Source organism: Amycolatopsis sp. 505 (assembly GCF_031625235.1).
Taxonomy (GTDB): domain Bacteria; phylum Actinomycetota; class Actinomycetes; order Mycobacteriales; family Pseudonocardiaceae; genus Amycolatopsis.
Genome location: NZ_JACKQP010000015.1, coordinates 41,353 through 57,407 on the forward strand (window position 1 = coordinate 41,353; position 16,055 = coordinate 57,407).

A 16,055-nucleotide genomic window follows, 5' to 3' on the forward strand; every position below is an offset into this window, starting at 1 on the left:
CTACCGCAGTGGATTCGGCACCGGAACCGCCGGAAGTCGGGCTATCCTCCCGCCATGGGGAATCGAGGGGGAATTTTGGTGGCGGCCGGTGCGCTGGCACTGCTGACGGCGTGCTCGAGTACGCCACCGGTCGCGAGCCCGGCCACGCAGCCGGTGCCGTCGGCCACCACGCCCGTTCCGACGTCCGGCGCGCCCGCGCTCGGCCCGGGCCCGGGCTCACGGCCGCCGACGACACCGCAGCCGCCTCCGCCGCGGTCGCCGGGCGTGGTCACCTCGGCGTGCCCGTTCCTCGGGGCGGCCGACATCAGCACCGCGGCGGGGGACGCTTCCTTCCTCTACGCCGTCGAAGCGGCACCGGACAAGCGGCCCGGCGTCTCCACCTACCGCTGCGACTACGCCAACCAAGGCGGACCCCGGCAGGCGGACCAGCTCTACGTCAACGTCGTCCCGGGCACCAGCCGGTTCGACGCGCTGGTCCGGGAGTGGACCAAGGACTGCGCCCAGCCCGCCGTCCCGATCGCCGGCGTGGACGGCACGGCGCGCACCTGCGCCCTGACCGGGCCGGACGAACACGAGGTCATGGTGCTCGTGGCGAAAGCGGGCCACGGCCAGACCCGGCTGGCGGAACTGGACCTGTCCCCCACCCGGACCGACGTCTACGCGAAGCTCGCCCAGCTCCTGCTCGAGCGGCTCTAGCTCACACCCGCGTCAGCCGGTACCAGACCTCCGGCCGCCCGACCTGGCCGTAGTGCGGCTCGCGGTGGGCCAGGCCGTTGTCCGCCAGGTACTCCAGGTACCTGCGGGCCGTCACCCGGGAGGCACCGATCGCCGCGGCCGCCGCGCCCGCCGAAAGTCCTTCCGCCGCGCCGGAAAGCGCGTCGGTGATCGCCTCCAGGGTCTGGCCGCTCATGCCCTTCGGCAGCGGGGGCTGCTCGGTCGTGCGCAGCGCGCCGAGCGCCCGGTCGATCTCCGCCTGGCCGGTGACCTCGCCGGAGGCGTCGCGGAATTCCGCGTAGCGCTCCAGCTTTTCGCGCAAGGTCGCGAAGGTGAACGGCTTGAGCAGGTACTGCACCACGCCGACCGAAACCGCCGCCTTGACCAGGCCGAGGTCGCGGGCCGACGTCACGGCGATGACGTCGATCGGCAGGCCGGCCGCGCGCAGCGACCGGCAGACCGCCAGGCCGTGCGTGTCCGGCAGGTAGAAGTCCAGCAGCACCAGGTCGACCGGCTCGCGTTCGCAGAACCGCAGCGCCTCGCCGCCGGAGTGCACCACACCCGCCACCACGAACCCCGGGAGCCGCTCGACGTACACCCGGTGGGCCTCCGCGGCGACCGGCTCGTCCTCCACCACCAGCACGCGGATCACCGGCCCGCCTCCTGCCGCGGCAGCCGCACGGTGAACACCGCGCCACCGTCGCGCCCGACCTCGACCGTGCCGCCGTAGCGGCGCACCGCCTGCCCGACGAGCGCGAGGCCGAGCCCGTGGCCGTCCTCGGCCTTCGTCGACCACCCGCGCCGGAACACGTCGGCGTCCTCGGGGACACCGGGCCCGGAGTCGGCGACACGCAGGAGCAGCCCGTCTTCGCCGGTGCGGGCGGTGACGACGACCTTCGGGTGCCCGGTGCCGCGCACGGCCGCGTCGAGGCCGTTGTCGATCAGGTTGCCGAGGATGGTCACGAGGTCGCGGGCTTCGACGCCGAGCGAGACGTCGTCGATGACGGTGTCCGGCGTGACCGTCAGCTCCACCCCGCGTTCGCTCGCTTCGGCCGCCTTGCCCAGCAGCAGCGCGGCGAGCACCGGCTCGGCGACGGCACCGACGACCCGGTCGGTCAGCTCCTGGGCGAAGGCGAGCTCGGCGGTGGCGAACTCGACCGCCTGCTCGGGTTTGCCGATCTCGACCAGGGAAACGACCGTGTGCAACCGGTTCGCCGCCTCGTGCGCCTGCGACCGCAGCGCCTCGGCCAGGCCGCGCGCGGTGGTCAGCTCGCCGGTCAGCGACTGCAGTTCGGTGTGGTCGCGCAGGACGACGACGGTACCCTGCGCGCGGCCGCCCGAGCGGACGGCGGTCGTGCTGACCAGCAGCACGCGCGAGTCCGTCAGGTGCAGTTCCTCGGCCCGGTTCTCCGCCGACGTGAACGCCTCGGCCAGCCCGTCGGGTAGGCCCAGCGTCGCCAGGTCGCGGCCGACCGGGTCGGTGTCGAGGCCGAGGAGCGCGCGGGCGCCGTCGTTGCAGAGCCCGATCCGCCCGTCGCGGCCGACGAGCAGCACGCCTTCGCGGACGGAATGCAGGACGGCTTCGTGATACTCGAAGAGGTTGCTCAGCTCGTCCGGTGCGACGCCCCGCGTCTGGCGCCGCAGCCGGGCGCTGATCAGCCAGCCGCCGAGCGCGCCGACCACCAGCACCGCGGCGGCCACGCCGAAGAGCGGCCAGAGCCGTTCGCGCAGCTCGGCCGAGATCGCCGCGACGGTGATCCCGACCGCGACCAGCGCGACGACCCGGTGCCCGGCGCCGAACACCGGAACGACCGTGCGCACCGACGGGCCGAGCGAGCCGGTGTAGGTCTCGGTGAGGTCCTCGCCCCGCTGCGCCTTGCCGATGTTCCCGATGTAGTGCTGCCCGATCAGGGCCGGGTTCGGGTGTGTGTAGCGGATCCCGGCCGGGCTCATGATCGTGATGAAGTCGACCTGGGTGTGGGTTTGCACGAGCAGCGCGAACGGCTGCAGCGTCGCGCTCGGGTCCGGCGTCGTCACCGCGGCGGCGACAGTCGGCGCGTCGGCGACCGTCATGGCGACCGCGCGGACCTGGTCGCGCGCGTTCTCGTTCACCGCGCGCTGCGCGTCGATCCAGGCGAAGGTGATCCCGGCGCCGGCCAGCACGCAGAGCACCACCAGCTGCAGCACGAGCAGCTGGCGCGCCAGGCTCCAATGGGACCGCAACGTCGAGGGCACCTCCTCATACCAGCACACCGCGCGCGCCGGTGTCCGAACGGGACGGTGCGATCATCACACGAACTCAATGAACACAAGTGAGCCGGATCACCGAACTGGGCCTACAGTGTGCCGCAACCTGAACACCCCTAGCTGGAGGCAACGGTGCCGACACCGACCCCCGAAGCGGCACCCCGCCGCCGCGACAAGACCCACTACCTGTACCTGGCCGTGATCGTCGCGGTCCTGCTCGGGATCCTGGTGGGCTTTCTCTTCCCCGGTTTCGCCAAGGGCCTCAAGCCCCTCGGCGACGGGTTCGTCAACCTGATCAAGATGATGATCTCGCCGATCATCTTCTGCACCATCGTGATCGGTGTCGGCTCGGTCGCCAAGGCGGCGAAGGTCGGCAAGGTCGGCATCATGGCGCTGGTCTACTTCATCGTGATGTCGACCTTCGCGCTCGCCATCGGCCTGGTCGTCGGCAACCTGCTGCACCCGGGCGAGGGCCTGCACCTCAACCCCGCCGACGTGAAGAGCGTCCAGAAGTCCGCCACCGGCTCGGAAGGCCCGGTCGACTTCCTGCTCCACATCATCCCGAAGACGTTCGTCTCCGCGTTCACCGAAGGCCAGGTCCTGCAGACGCTGCTCGTCGCGCTGCTCGTCGGCTTCGCGCTGCAGAAGCTGGGCTCGAAGGGCGCGCCGATCCTGCGCGGCGTCGAGCACATCCAGCGCCTGGTGTTCCGGGTCCTGGCGATGATCATGTGGGCCGCCCCGATCGGTGCGTTCGGCGCGATCGCCGCGGTGGTCGGCGCGACCGGCTGGGCCGCGCTGAAGAGCCTCGCCGTGATCATGATCGGCTTCTACGCGACCTGCCTGGTGTTCGTGTTCGTCATCCTCGGCCTGGTGCTGTGGATCGGTGCCCGGGTGAACATCTGGCACCTGCTGCGCTACCTCGGCCGCGAGTTCCTGCTGATCCTGTCGACGTCGTCGTCGGAGTCGGCGCTGCCGCGGCTGATCGCGAAGATGGAGCACCTGGGGGTCGGCAAGTCGGTCGTCGGCATCACCGTGCCCACCGGCTACTCGTTCAACCTGGACGGCACGGCCATCTACCTGACCATGGCGACACTGTTCATCGCCGCGGCCCAGGACGAGCCGCTGTCGATCGGCGCGCAGATCGGCCTGCTGGTGTTCATGATCATCGCGTCGAAGGGCGCGGCCGGCGTCAGCGGTTCGGGCATCGCGACCCTGGCCAGCGGCCTCCAGTCGCACCGGCCGGAACTGGTCAACGGCGTCGGCTTCATCCTCGGCATCGACCGGTTCATGTCCGAGGCCCGCGCGCTGACGAACTTCGCGGGCAACGCCGTCGCGACCGTCCTCATCGGAAACTGGACGAGGGAGTTCGACCGCGACCAGGCGGAACGGGTGTTCGCCGGGACAGCGCCGTTCGACGAAGCGACGTTGATCGACGAGGAACGGTCGGGCCCCGACGAAGGCGGTGCGGCGAAAGCCTGACCCCCTGAACGTTCGTGCTCACGCCCCCGCTGAGCACGAGCCACCGCGGGCCGCGGTGCGAGTCTCCCCGACCTCGCACCGCGGCCCGTTCCACGTCTTCAGCCGGCGGCCGCGTCGTAGGCGACGCGGGCGGCCGCGATGTCGTCGCGGTGCTGCTCCGCCCAGCCGAGCAGGCCGTTCAGCGACTGGTACAGCTCCTTCGCCATCGCCGTGGCTTCGTACTCCACGCGCGGCGGGACGGTCGGGTAGATCGTGCGCTCCAGGAGGCCGTCGCGCTCGAGGTTGCGCAGGGTCAGCGTCAGCATTCGGCGGCTGATGCCTTCGACCGCGCGTTCCAGCTCGGTGAACCGCACCGGGCCGCGGATCGCTTCCAGCAGGATCCCGATCGCCCACTTGCCGCTGATCCGGTTGATGACCTCCAGCACCGTGCAGACGTCGAGTTTCTCCGGGTCGATCTCGGTGACCTGGAGGGGTACACCGATGTTCCCCTGGGACATGGAAGTGCCTCCTTACGCGGACGACCATGGTCACACATGATGGGCACTGTTACAAGAAGTGCCCTGGCGACGACCAGGGGAACTCTCGACTGGAGGGGCCTGACATGGCCGAGAACCACCCCACCCGCTCGCGCGGCCTCGCGTTGGCGGTGCTCTGCGCCGCCTCGCTGATGGTCGTGCTCGACAGCAGCATCGTCGCGGTGGCGCTGCCGGCGATCCAGGCCGACCTCGGCTTCACGCCCGCCGGGCTGTCCTGGGTCTTCACCGCCTACCTGGTCGCCTTCGGCGGCCTGCTCCTGCTCTCCGGACGGCTCGGCGACCTGCTCGGCCGCCGCCGCGTCTTCCTCGGCGGGCTGAGCCTGTTCACGCTGGCCTCCCTGGCCGGCGGCCTCGCCACCGACGCGGGCGTGCTGGTCGTGGCGCGGTTCGCCCAGGGCGTCGGCGGCGCGCTCGCGTCGGCCGTCGTGCTCGGGATGATCGTCACGATGTACCCCGAGCCGCGCGCCCGGGCGAAGGCGATCGGCGTCTACAGCTTCACGCAGGCGGCGGGCGCGTCGATCGGGCTCATCGCGGGTGGCGCCCTGACGCAGGCGCTGAGCTGGCACTGGACGTTCTACGTCAACCTGCCGATCGGCGTGGCCGCGCTGCTGTTGGCCGTCCGGGTCGTCGAGGCGGACCGTGGCACCGGCCTGCGCAACGGACTGGACGTGCTCGGCGCCGTCCTGGTCACCGCCGCGGTGATGCTCGGCGTATACGGCATTTCGGCGTCGTCCTGGGGTGCCGTCACCGCGGCCGTCGTGCTGCTCGCGGCCTTCGCGGTGCGCCAGGCCAAGGCGCGGACGCCGCTGTTGCCGCTGCGGCTGTTCCGGATCCGCGCGGTCACCGGCGCGAACGTGGTGATGGTGCTGATGGTCGCCGGGATGCTCGGCTTCCAGTTCGTCACGGCGTTGTACCTGCAGCAGGTGCTGGGTCTCGACGCGCTGTGGACCGGCGTCGCGTTCCTGCCGGTGCCGCTGGTGATCGCGGTGGCGTCGCTCGGCTTCGCGGACAAGCTCGCCACGCGGTTCGGCCCGCGGGCGGTGCTGCTCGCCGGGCTGGGCCTGGTGATCGCCGGCCTGCTGCTGCTCACCCGGGTGTCGGGCTCCTACTTCGCCGACGTCCTGCCGCCGCTGCTGCTGATGGGCCTCGGCGCCGGCGCGGCCATCCCGGCGCTGATGGGCCTGGCGATGGCGGACGTCCCGGCGGAGGACGCCGGCGTGGCGTCCGGGCTGATCAACACGACCCAGCAGGTGGGGGCGGCGGTCGGCACGGCGGTGCTGGCGGCGGTGGCCGCGTCCCGCACGCAGAGCCTGGGCGGAGTGGCTCACCGGGAGGCGCTGGCGGCCGGGTTCCGGCTGGCCTACGGGGTCAGCGCGGGCTTCCTGATCGCGGCGGTCGCGCTGGGCGGCCTGGTCCTGGCCCGGCGCCCCCGGCGAGCCGCGGCTCCGGTCGCCCCCGAGCCGGAGGTCTGCGTCGCCGGTCAGGCGTGATCCGAGGGTCGACACGCGTGATCAGAGGGTCGGCACCCGTGATTGAAGGGTCGACACGGCTTCCTCTCCGTGTCGACCCTTCAATCACGCGTGTCGACCTCTCAATCACGTGAGTCGACCCTTAAATCACGCGAGGTAGGCCGAAAGCCCACGGTGGCCCCGCCGCATCATCAGCGCGTGGTTCGCGCGGAAGAGCGGCCGGGCCACCGTGTCGAAGCGCCGCAGCAACTCCTTCCGGGCCTGAACGTCCTGGGTGATTTCCAGCAGCGTGCCCGCGCCCGCCGCGCGGACCGCTCCCGTCAGGGTCCCGTCGAGGTCGCCACTGAGCCTGACCCGCATCAGGCCCGTGCGCTCGTCCTGGTGGTCCCGGTGCATCCGGACGACGATCCGGAACGGCAGCCGGGACCGGCAAACCAGCTCGGCGGTGTCGTCGTCCACGCGGCGCACCGCGCGGACGTCCGACCACCACCTCGGGTAGCCGGCGAGGTCGGTGACCACGCCGAACACCCGCCCGGGCACGGTTCCCGGCAGCAGCCACGTGCTGCGGAACCGGTAGCGCGCGCCCGTCACGTCACACCTGGGCCGAGACCAGCTTCCGGCCGTCCACCGTGACGATGTCGACCGACTTCACGTCGTCGGGGGCGACCAGCGCCGACCCGTCGAGGTTGAAGCCCTGGTTCTCCCACTTCTCCGAGACCTGCCAGCTGCCCGCGGTCACCGCTTGGCCTTCCTTGGTGACCACCTGGAGCAGGCACTTCTCGCCGGCCTTGACGCCCTTGACGTTGACGTCCACCTTGACCCAGCCCTGGAACGGGGCCACCGCCGCGGCGAGCTGCACACCGGTGGTCGGATCCCGCCCTTCGACGTTCTTCGTGCCGGGAACGTCCGACTGCGGTGCCGCGATGGTCCCGCCGCCGTCCGAGGCCGTCTGCCGCCCCACCAGCACGCCGCCGCCGAGGGCGGCCACCACCAGCACCGCCGCCGCGACCAGGGCGAGGCCCCGGCGGGACGAGCGGGGCGGCGCCACGCGCTCTTCCTCGTCGCGCACCCGGCGCAGGGTCTTCTGCAGCAGCAGGTCCCCGCCTTCGGGCGGCCCTTCGAGGAACGCCTCGGGCGGTACCTCGTCGAGCGAGTCGCGCAGGGCCACGAGCTCGTTCAGGTCGAACCGGCACTGCGCACAGGTCTGCAGGTGCCGCCGCTCGAAGTCGGCCGCCTCGTGGGGATCGAGCGCGCCGAGGGCGTACGCGCCGAGCTGCGTGTGACTCTCGTCCACCGAGTTCATCGCGCCACCTCCGTTCCGCTCGAAATCATCGCTGCTCTGAGTGCTCGTAGTGCGTAGTACGACCTTGATTTCACGGTACCCGGTGCGACGCCCAGTGTTCTCGCCGCTTCGGCCACCGTCCGTCCCCGGTAGTAGATCTCCACCAGGACCTCTCGATGCTCGTTGGACAGCCCGTCCATCGCGCCGAGCACGGTCATCGAGTCGACCACGCCCTGGGCGTGATCGCGCTCGACGGCCGGGGTCGGCACCCCTTCGGCCGGTTCGGCCACTTCCTGTGGCCGGGCCGCCCTGGCCCGTGCCCGGTCGGTGACCAGGTTGCGCGCGACGGTCAGCAACCAGCCGCGCACCGAGCCTTTCCCGTCGTTCTGCAAGTCGTCCGCGTGCTTCCACGCACGGACGAGCGTCTCCTGGACCACGTCCTCGGCTGCCGCCCGATCCCCGGTCAGCCTCGTCGCGTAGGCCAGCAGGCTTCGCCCGTGTTCGGCGTACAGCTGCCGAATCAGGTCTTCGCCTTTGGCCTTCTTAGGCCGCCTGCCTCCTATGGCCACCCTCGTCCTCCCGACGGTGTTCTGAGTCGGCGAGGACAGTACTGCAACCCTCAGCTCCACCGGCGGTGCGTGCGCCGAGCGCAGCGCGACCATGGTGTTCATCGGCTGCCCGTCCTTCCTCGTTCTGCCCGGAAACCCGTCGTCTGTCAGTACCCGGCGCCGCCGGCCTTGCTCTTCGCGGTGATCTTGCTGCCGTCGGGCGCGACGGCGAACCACGTGCCGTTGGCGCCTTGGCCGTTCATGTCGCCCGCGGCCTTGTCGCCCGCGTACTCGTACAGCGGAAAGCCGTTGAGCGTGATCTGCTTGCTGCCGTCCTTGCGGGTCGCGGTGCCCACCTGGGTGTCCTGGATGCCCTTGAGCATCGGGGTGGCGACCCCGGCCAGCATCGGCAGCCAGGACTTCGTGCAATCACCGTCGCAGTTGGACGTCGGCGGCGAGGAGAGGTCCTTGTCGAACCGGTAGAGCGTCTTGCCGTCGGCGTCGGTGACCACCGCGCCGACCCCGTCGACCGTGGCGACCTGGAGCATCTTGTGCCCCGGCTCCCCGTGTTGCGGCCCCTGGGCACCGCCCGCCATGTCACCGCAGGCGGACAGGGAGGCGACGGCGAACAGCGCCACCGCGCTGACGACCACCGGCCGGATACGGTTCATGACGTTCTCTCCTCGGTGAGGGCGGCTCCGCCATCCGGCGGACCTCGACACCCAGAACACGGCGGCGGGCGCGAAACGGTTCAGCCGGGTTTTCGCGCCGTTCGGTGCCGGTTCGCCGCCGGATTGGTGTGTCCCGGTGATCGGCACGATCTTGTCGCCGTGCGGACGGCTTCCTAAGCTCGGTCACGTCCGCACCGCCGCCCCCGCCGTTCCGGGAGGCCGCCGTGCCCGTCAAACCCCTCGCCGTGGTCGCGCTGCTGGCCGTGGGCTGCTCCGCCCCGGCGCCCTCGTTCACGGCGACCCTGACCACGCCCACGGACGTCGCGCTGAGCTGGCCGGACGACGACGCCGGGCACCGCGTCGACTACGCCAACGACCCGGCGGGCCCGTGGACGACGCTGCGGTTCCTGCCCGCCCACACGACGAGCTACCACCACCCGGACCTGATCCCGGAGACGCCGTTCTACTACCGGGAACAGCCGTTCACCGGTCCGGTGTCGACGGAACTGCGCGCGACCACCTCGGGTGACACGGTGACGTTCACCTGGGCCGACCGCTCGAGCGACGAGGCCGGGTTCCTCCTGGAGATCCGGCGTCCGGGCGCGCCGGACTTCGACCCGGTCGAGGTGACCGACCCGGACGTGACGACCTGCGCGCTCTCACTGCTCCCGGGCGAGGAGCAGTCGGCCTTCCGGCTCCGGACGCTGCACTACGGCCCGCTCTCCCCCGTGGTCCACCAGACCACGGGGAAGGAGCGGTAGCCGCCGGCCGGCCTAGAGGACCGTCTTCAGGAACTGGCCGGTGTAGCTGTCCTCGATGTCCGCCACGTGCTCCGGGGTGCCCTCGGCGACCACCGTGCCGCCGCCCGAGCCGCCCTCGGGGCCCATGTCGATGATCCAGTCGGAGGTCTTGATCACGTCGAGGTTGTGCTCGATCACGATCACCGTGTTGCCCTTGTCGACCAGGCCGTTGATCACGCCGATCAGCTTGCTGATGTCCTCGAAGTGCAGGCCGGTGGTCGGCTCGTCGAGGATGTACACCGTCTTGCCGGTCGAGCGCTTCTGCAGCTCGCTGGCCAGCTTGACGCGCTGCGCCTCACCGCCGGACAGCGTCGGGGCGGGCTGGCCGAGCCGGACGTAGCCGAGGCCGACGTCCACCAGCGTCTGCAGGTGGCGGTGGATGGCCTTGATCGGCTCGAAGAACTCCGCGGCCTCCTCGATGGGCATGTCGAGCACGTCCGAGACCGTCTTGCCCTTGTAGTGCACCTCGAGGGTCTCCCGGTTGTACCGGGCGCCCTTGCAGACCTCGCACGGGACGTAGACGTCCGGCAGGAAGTTCATCTCGATCTTGATCGTGCCGTCGCCGGCGCACGCCTCGCAGCGGCCGCCCTTGACGTTGAACGAGAACCGGCCCTGCTGGTAGCCGCGCACCTTCGCCTCGGTGGTCGCGGCGAACAGCTTGCGGACGTGGTCCCAGACACCCGTGTAGGTGGCCGGGTTGGACCGCGGGGTCCGCCCGATCGGCGACTGGTCGACGCGCACCAGCTTGTCGACGTTGCCCAGGCCGTTCACCCGGGTGTGCCGGCCCGGCACCTGGCGGGCGCCGTTGAGCTTGTTCGCCAGTACCGTCGCGAGGATGTCGTTCACCAGCGTGGACTTGCCCGAGCCGGAGACGCCGGTGACCGAGACCAGGCAGCCGAGCGGGAACGAGACGTCCAGCCCGCGCAGGTTGTGCTCGCGCGCGCCCACCACGGTCAGCTGCCGCTTCTTGTCGATCGGCCGCCGGATGGCCGGCACCTCGATCCGGCGCCGGCCGGACAGGTATTGCCCGGTCAGCGACTCCTTGCTCTTCAGCAGCTTCTTGTACGGTCCGCTGTGGACGATGTGGCCACCGTGCTCGCCGGCGCCCGGGCCGATGTCGACCACCCAGTCGCTGGAGCGGATGGTGTCCTCGTCGTGCTCGACGACGATCAGCGTGTTGCCCAGGTTCCGCAGCCGGGTCAGCGTCTCGATCAGGCGGTGGTTGTCGCGCTGGTGCAGGCCGATCGACGGCTCGTCCAGCACGTACAGCACGCCGACCAGGCCGGAGCCGATCTGCGTCGCGAGCCGGATGCGCTGCGCTTCACCACCCGAAAGTGTGGCGGACGCGCGGTCGAGCGAGAGGTACGTCAGGCCGACGTCCAGCAGGAAGCGCAGCCGGGCCTGGATCTCCTTGAGCACCGCGCCGGCGATCATCGCCTCGCGCTGGCCCAGCTCCAGCTCGTCGAGGAACTGGGACGCCTCCGCGATGGACAGCGCGCAGACCTCGGCGATGGACATGTCGCCGCGGGTCTTGTGCTGCAGCGTCACCGCGAGGATCTCCGGCTTGAGCCGGGTGCCCTGGCAGGCCGGGCACGGCACCTCGCGCATGTAGCCCTCGTACCGCTCGCGCATGTACTCGGACTCGGTCTGCTCCTGGCGCCGCTCGAGGAACGGGATGACACCCTCGAAGTTCGCGTAGTACGAGCGCTGGCGGCCGTAGCGGTTCTTGTAGCGGACGTGGACCTGCTCGTCGACGCCGTGCAGCACCGCCTTCTGGGCGCGCGCGGGCAGCCGCCGCCACGGCGTGTCCATCCGGAAGCCGATGGTCTCCGAGAGCGACTCCAGCAGGCGGATGAAGTAGTCCGCGCTCTGCCCGCCCGACCACGGCGCGATGGCGCCCTCGGCCAGCGACAGCTCGTCGTCCGGGACCACCAGCTCCGGGTCGACCTCCTTGCGGATGCCGATGCCGGTGCACTCCGGGCAGGCGCCGTAGGGCGAGTTGAAGGAGAACGAGCGGGGCTCGAGGTCCTCGATGGCCAGCGGGTGGCCGTTCGGGCAGGCCAGGTTCTCGGAGAAGCCGCGGATCCGGTGCGGGTCGTTCTCCGGGAGGTCGACGAACTCGAGCTCGATCAGCCCGTCGGCCAGGCGCAGCGCCGTCTCGACCGAGTCGGTGAGCCGCTGCCGCGAGGCCGCCTTCACGGTCAGGCGGTCGATGACCACGCCGATCTGGTGCTTTTCCTGCTTCTTCAGCTTCGGCGGGTCGGTGAGCGCGTGGACCGTGCCGTCGACGACCACGCGCGCGTAGCCCTGCTGCTGCAGGTTCTCGAACAGGTCGACGTACTCGCCCTTGCGCCCGCGGACGACGGGGGCGAGCACCTGGAACCGGGTGCCCTCCTCCATGGCGAGCACCTGGTCGACGATCTGCTGCGGGGTCTGCTTGCTGATCGCCTCGCCGCAGGTCGGGCAGTGCGCCTTGCCGGCGCGGGCGTAGAGCAGGCGCAGGTAGTCGTAGACCTCGGTGATCGTGCCCACGGTGGAGCGCGGGTTGCGCGAGGTCGACTTCTGGTCGATCGACACCGCGGGCGAGAGGCCCTCGATGAAGTCGACGTCCGGCTTGTCCATCTGGCCCAGGAACTGCCGGGCGTACGCCGAGAGCGACTCGACGTAGCGGCGCTGCCCTTCGGCGAAGATGGTGTCGAAGGCGAGGCTCGACTTCCCGGACCCGGACAGGCCGGTGAACACGATCAGGCTGTCGCGGGGCAGGTCGAGATCCACGCCGCGGAGGTTGTGCTCGCGGGCACCGCGAACAACGAGGCGATCAGCCACGCCAGGGTCCTCTCAATGTCTTCTTCAGTGCGGTCGCCGACCCGGTGTCAAGCTGCACGGGCGGCCGCGATCCATGCTACGAGCCACCACCGACAAAAACGGGTTCCGCGTCCTTGACCTGCGGTTCTTCGGGCTTTCGACGTCTGGTGAGCCACCGGTGGGCCGGGCGTTCGACCCCCGCGGTGACCGCCCAGCCGGCCAGCACGGCGGCGCCGACGACGACGGGGAGCCGCAGCCAGCCGGGGAGGCCGAGGTCGAGCAGGGCGCGGGCCAGGATGTAGCCCAGTTCCTGGTGCACCAGATAAAGACCATACGAGATGCCCGCGAGCCAGGTGACGGCCGGGGCGATCCGCGCGAGTCCGGGGAACCGCCAGTCCGGGCCGCGGGCGGCCACGCAGACCAGCAGGAGCAGCACGGCGAACCCGATCGTGGACGGCCAGCGCTGCGCGTCCTGCGGCAGCGCGACGTGGAACGGGAAGACCTGCAGGTCCTGCGCGGCCACGGCGGCGAGCACGAAGAGTGCGATGTGCCACGTCTTCAGCCGCCGCTGCGCCCACAGCCAGATCGCCACGCCGATGGCGAAGACGTGCAGCCGGTGCAGGCCGAGGCCGTAGTAGAACGTCTCGACGACCGGGCTCGCCGTCCCGGGCGCGAAGACGAGGAACCGCAGCGCGAGCGGGACCAGGATCAGCGCCCAGAGCAGGGCGGCGGTCAGCCGGTGGGTGCGCCACGACCGCGGCCACAGCAGGGCGGCGCCGGTGAAGGCGAGCAGCTGCACCGGCAGCGTCCAGTAGGAGCCGTCGAGGTAGTAGAACGTCTCCGACCGGATGCCCCACTCCTGCACCATGCCGAGGTTGGCGAGCAGGTCCAGCCAGGTCGGGATGTACCACGGCGAGGGGTCCGTCGGCGGGCCCTGCGGGACGCCGAAGAGGAACCCGGTGACGCCGGGCGGGTAGGGCAGGCCGCTGAAGGAGATGGCGGCCCACCGCGTCACGACGTAGGTCAGCAGGACGGCGACCAGGTAGGCGGGCACGAGGCGCGCGACGCGGTTCCACAGCCACCGGCGCGGGTTGCCCTTGCGGAGGCTGGCGCAAACGAAGAAGGCGGAGATCACCAGCAGGATCGCGGCGCCGAACTGCGCTGTCACCCGGAAGGGGTACCCCGTGAGTTCCGGGTGCAGCAGGGCACCCTGGTGGGTGACGTGCCCGAGCACGACGGCCAGCACGGCGACGACCCGGAGGAGGTCCCAGCTGATCCGGCGCGGCGTCGGGGAGGTGGGCACGGTCGTCCTGAGGTCGGCTGGGCTGGGGTCGCCGTGAGCCTACGTGGCGCGGTGAGCGCCCGCTTGTGCGGGTGGAACCGGTTGGAGCGAAACGACTACCGTGTGCACGGTGAACATCGTGGACACCTACACGGGGCACGTCGACCCGGGCGGCGACGCCACCCGGCGCACGCTCGACGCGCTGACCATCACCAAGCTGTCCGTCGGCCCGATGGACAACAACGCGTACCTCCTGGTGTGCCGGGCGTCGAACGAGGCGTTGCTCATCGACGCGGCGAACGACCCGGACCGCATCTCCGACCTGATCGGCCACGGCCCGGACCGGCCGTCGTTGAAGACGGTGGTCACGACGCACCAGCACCAGGACCACTGGCAGGCCCTCGGTGCGGTGGCGGGAGCGAACGGCGCGAACACGGCGGCCCACCCGCTGGACGCCGAACCGCTGCCGGTGCCGCCGGACTTCCTGGTCGAGCACGGCGACACGCTGACGGTGGGCGAAGTCACGCTGTCGGTGATCCACCTGCGCGGGCACACGCCGGGCTCGATCGCGCTGCTGTACCGCGACCCGGCGGGGCACCCGCACCTGTTCACCGGGGACTCGCTGTTCCCGGGCGGGGTCGGGAAGACGTCGTCACCCGAGAACTTCACGTCGCTGCTGGACGACGTCGAGACGCGGCTCTTCGGGGAACTGCCGGACGAGACGTGGTTCTACCCGGGCCACGGGGACGACTCGACGCTGGGCGCGGAGCGGCCGAAGCTGAAGGAGTGGCGCGAGCGCGGCTGGTGACCGCGCGACGGACGGGGAGGGCCGGTGGGTCTCACCAGGCACGCCAAGCGGGTGCTCGAGCAGCAGGCTTCGGCCCTGCTCACCGAGCACATCCCGCAGCTCGACGGCGACCGCCGCCGGATTCTCACCGCCCTGCTCGTCGAGACCGGCTCCGGCACGTCGCCCGGCGGACCTCCGGGCCCGTTCTCTTCACCACCTTCGTGCGCACCCTGCCGCCCGTCCACGAGGCCGCGTTCCGCCGGCTGGCCCCGGAATTCGGCGGCCGCGCCGAGTTCGTGCACCTCCACGCCTGGGTGCGCCGGTTCCTGACCGAACGCGGACGGCCGGTCGAGGTCGACGCGCGCGGGGTGCGGACCGCGTTCGGCCGGGCCTGGTCGCGCCACCGCGCCATGCTGGAGCCGATCGAGCGGCACGACGAGTACTGGCGGACCGAGCTCGACCGGGTCATCAAGGGCCGCGGGTTCACCACGCTCGAGGAGTACCGCCGTCCGGCGACCCGGCGCGGGCGCGAGGTCCGGCTGGGCGGCGAGCAGAAGGCCGCGGTGTGGCAGTTCTACGAGACCTACCAGGAGATGCTCGCCGAGCGCGGGTTGCACGACTACAACGACGTGATCGACATCGCGCTCGCCGAGCTGCGTCGGGAGCCGCTGGAAACCCGGTACGCCGCGGTGGTCGTCGACGAGGTGCAGGACATCACCCTGAACGGGCTCCGGCTGATCAAGGAGCTGGCCGGCACCGGCCCGAACCAGCTCCTTCTCGTCGGCGACGGCCAGCAGCAGGTCTACCCGGGCGGCTGGCGGCTCTCCGACGCCGGCATCCCGGTCCTCGGCCGGGGCGAGGTGCTGCGGGTCAACTACCGCAACCGCACCGAAGTCCTGGCCTTCGCCCAGCGGTTCGACGCACGCAACGAAGTCGACGACCTCGACGGCGCGTCCGGGATCGCCTTGAAGAACGCCGAAGCGGGCAACACCGGCGGGACGGCGGTGTCCTGGCGCGGCACCGAAGCGGACCTCGCGGCCGAACTGACCCGGCGGATCGCCGGCCTGAACGCCCCGCTCGGGCAGACCGCGCTGATCGTCTTCCAGCGCCAGGACCTCGTCCGGTGCCGGCGGATCCTGCGCGAGGCCGGCATCCCCGTCCTGTCCCTCGACGACTACTCCGGCGCTCCCGACGAGCACCTCAAGGTCGGCACCGTGCACCGCGCGAAAGGCCTCGACTTCCAGGCCGTGCTGGTCGTCGAGTTCCCGGCCCGGGCGGGCGAAAGCGGTGCCGCCGCGGAGGAGGCGTCGGAGCTGCGCGACCGGCAGCGCCTCGTCGCGGCGACGCGCGCTCGCGACTTCCTCTGGTGGGGTGTCGTCGACGAGGTCGCGGACCCGGACGGAGCAGCCGGGTAACGATAGAGGACACCGGGGCA

Annotated in this window: 15 protein-coding genes; 6 read left to right on the plus strand and 9 right to left on the minus strand. The window is 71.2% G+C overall.

The window, feature by feature from the left end; genetic code table 11:
• The first annotated feature begins 54 nt into the window (after nt 1-54).
• Nucleotides 55-696, plus strand: a complete 642-nt coding sequence (locus H5965_RS41460) for a hypothetical protein (RefSeq protein ID WP_310976620.1) — start codon at nt 55-57, stop codon at nt 694-696.
• A gap of 1 nt (nt 697) precedes the next feature.
• On the opposite strand, the gene H5965_RS41465 is transcribed toward H5965_RS41460, so the two are convergent.
• On the minus strand, nt 698-1,366 hold the full coding sequence (locus H5965_RS41465) for a response regulator (protein WP_310976622.1): 669 nt from the start codon (nt 1,364-1,366) through the stop codon (nt 698-700).
• Nucleotides 1,363-2,949, minus strand: a complete 1,587-nt coding sequence (locus tag H5965_RS41470) for an ATP-binding protein (protein ID WP_396136993.1) — start codon at nt 2,947-2,949, stop codon at nt 1,363-1,365. Before H5965_RS41470 ends, H5965_RS41465 begins: the two co-directional genes overlap by 4 nt.
• A 144-nt stretch (nt 2,950-3,093) precedes the next feature.
• On the opposite strand from H5965_RS41470, the gene H5965_RS41475 reads away from it, so the two are divergent.
• The gene (locus tag H5965_RS41475) at nt 3,094-4,440 is read left to right on the plus strand and encodes a cation:dicarboxylate symporter family transporter (RefSeq protein ID WP_310976624.1); all 1,347 of its coding nucleotides are present in this window, start codon (nt 3,094-3,096) and stop codon (nt 4,438-4,440) included.
• Nucleotides 4,441-4,538: 98 nt separating this feature from the next.
• On the opposite strand, the gene H5965_RS41480 is transcribed toward H5965_RS41475, so the two are convergent.
• Nucleotides 4,539-4,937 carry a helix-turn-helix domain-containing protein gene (locus H5965_RS41480; protein ID WP_310976626.1) on the minus strand — a complete coding sequence of 133 codons (399 nt, stop codon included), beginning with the start codon at nt 4,935-4,937 and terminating at the stop codon, nt 4,539-4,541.
• A 104-nt stretch (nt 4,938-5,041) separates the two neighbouring features.
• On the opposite strand from H5965_RS41480, the gene H5965_RS41485 reads away from it, so the two are divergent.
• Nucleotides 5,042-6,466, plus strand: a complete 1,425-nt coding sequence (locus H5965_RS41485; protein ID WP_310976627.1) for a DHA2 family efflux MFS transporter permease subunit — start codon at nt 5,042-5,044, stop codon at nt 6,464-6,466.
• 126 nt (nt 6,467-6,592) lie between these two features.
• On the opposite strand, the gene H5965_RS41490 is transcribed toward H5965_RS41485, so the two are convergent.
• From H5965_RS41490 to H5965_RS41505, 4 genes are all read right to left on the minus strand, one after another.
• Entirely contained in the window at nt 6,593-7,036 is a 444-nt protein-coding gene (locus tag H5965_RS41490; RefSeq protein ID WP_310976629.1) for an SRPBCC family protein, read from the minus strand.
• 1 nt (nt 7,037) lies between these two features.
• Complete coding sequence (locus tag H5965_RS41495) at nt 7,038-7,748, minus strand: zf-HC2 domain-containing protein (RefSeq protein WP_310976630.1); 711 nt, start codon at nt 7,746-7,748, stop codon at nt 7,038-7,040.
• On the minus strand, nt 7,745-8,296 hold the full coding sequence (locus H5965_RS41500; RefSeq protein WP_026469270.1) for a sigma-70 family RNA polymerase sigma factor: 552 nt from the start codon (nt 8,294-8,296) through the stop codon (nt 7,745-7,747). Before H5965_RS41500 ends, H5965_RS41495 begins: the two co-directional genes overlap by 4 nt.
• Nucleotides 8,297-8,442: 146 nt before the next feature.
• Nucleotides 8,443-8,946, minus strand: a complete 504-nt coding sequence (locus H5965_RS41505; RefSeq protein ID WP_310976632.1) for a hypothetical protein — start codon at nt 8,944-8,946, stop codon at nt 8,443-8,445.
• A 224-nt stretch (nt 8,947-9,170) separates the two neighbouring features.
• Here H5965_RS41505 and H5965_RS41510 point away from each other — a divergent pair, with 224 nt between their 5' ends.
• A complete protein-coding gene (locus H5965_RS41510; RefSeq protein ID WP_310976633.1) occupies nt 9,171-9,707 on the plus strand; it encodes a fibronectin type III domain-containing protein in 537 nt (178 codons plus the stop codon).
• Between the two features lie 12 nt (nt 9,708-9,719).
• On the opposite strand, the gene uvrA is transcribed toward H5965_RS41510, so the two are convergent.
• Nucleotides 9,720-12,572 carry an excinuclease ABC subunit UvrA gene (gene uvrA, locus H5965_RS41515; RefSeq protein WP_310976635.1) on the minus strand — a complete coding sequence of 951 codons (2,853 nt, stop codon included), beginning with the start codon at nt 12,570-12,572 and terminating at the stop codon, nt 9,720-9,722.
• 76 nt (nt 12,573-12,648) lie between these two features.
• A complete protein-coding gene (locus tag H5965_RS41520) occupies nt 12,649-13,854 on the minus strand; it encodes an acyltransferase (protein WP_310976636.1) in 1,206 nt (401 codons plus the stop codon).
• A gap of 109 nt (nt 13,855-13,963) precedes the next feature.
• Between H5965_RS41520 and H5965_RS41525 the strand changes: the two genes are divergently transcribed.
• Together H5965_RS41525 and H5965_RS41530 are read left to right on the plus strand one after the other, a co-directional pair.
• Nucleotides 13,964-14,641, plus strand: coding sequence for an MBL fold metallo-hydrolase (locus H5965_RS41525; RefSeq protein WP_310976637.1), 678 nt, complete (start codon nt 13,964-13,966; stop codon nt 14,639-14,641).
• A 200-nt stretch (nt 14,642-14,841) separates the two neighbouring features.
• The gene (locus H5965_RS41530) at nt 14,842-16,035 is read left to right on the plus strand and encodes a UvrD-helicase domain-containing protein (RefSeq protein ID WP_310976639.1); all 1,194 of its coding nucleotides are present in this window, start codon (nt 14,842-14,844) and stop codon (nt 16,033-16,035) included.
• Nucleotides 16,036-16,055 lie beyond the last annotated feature (20 nt).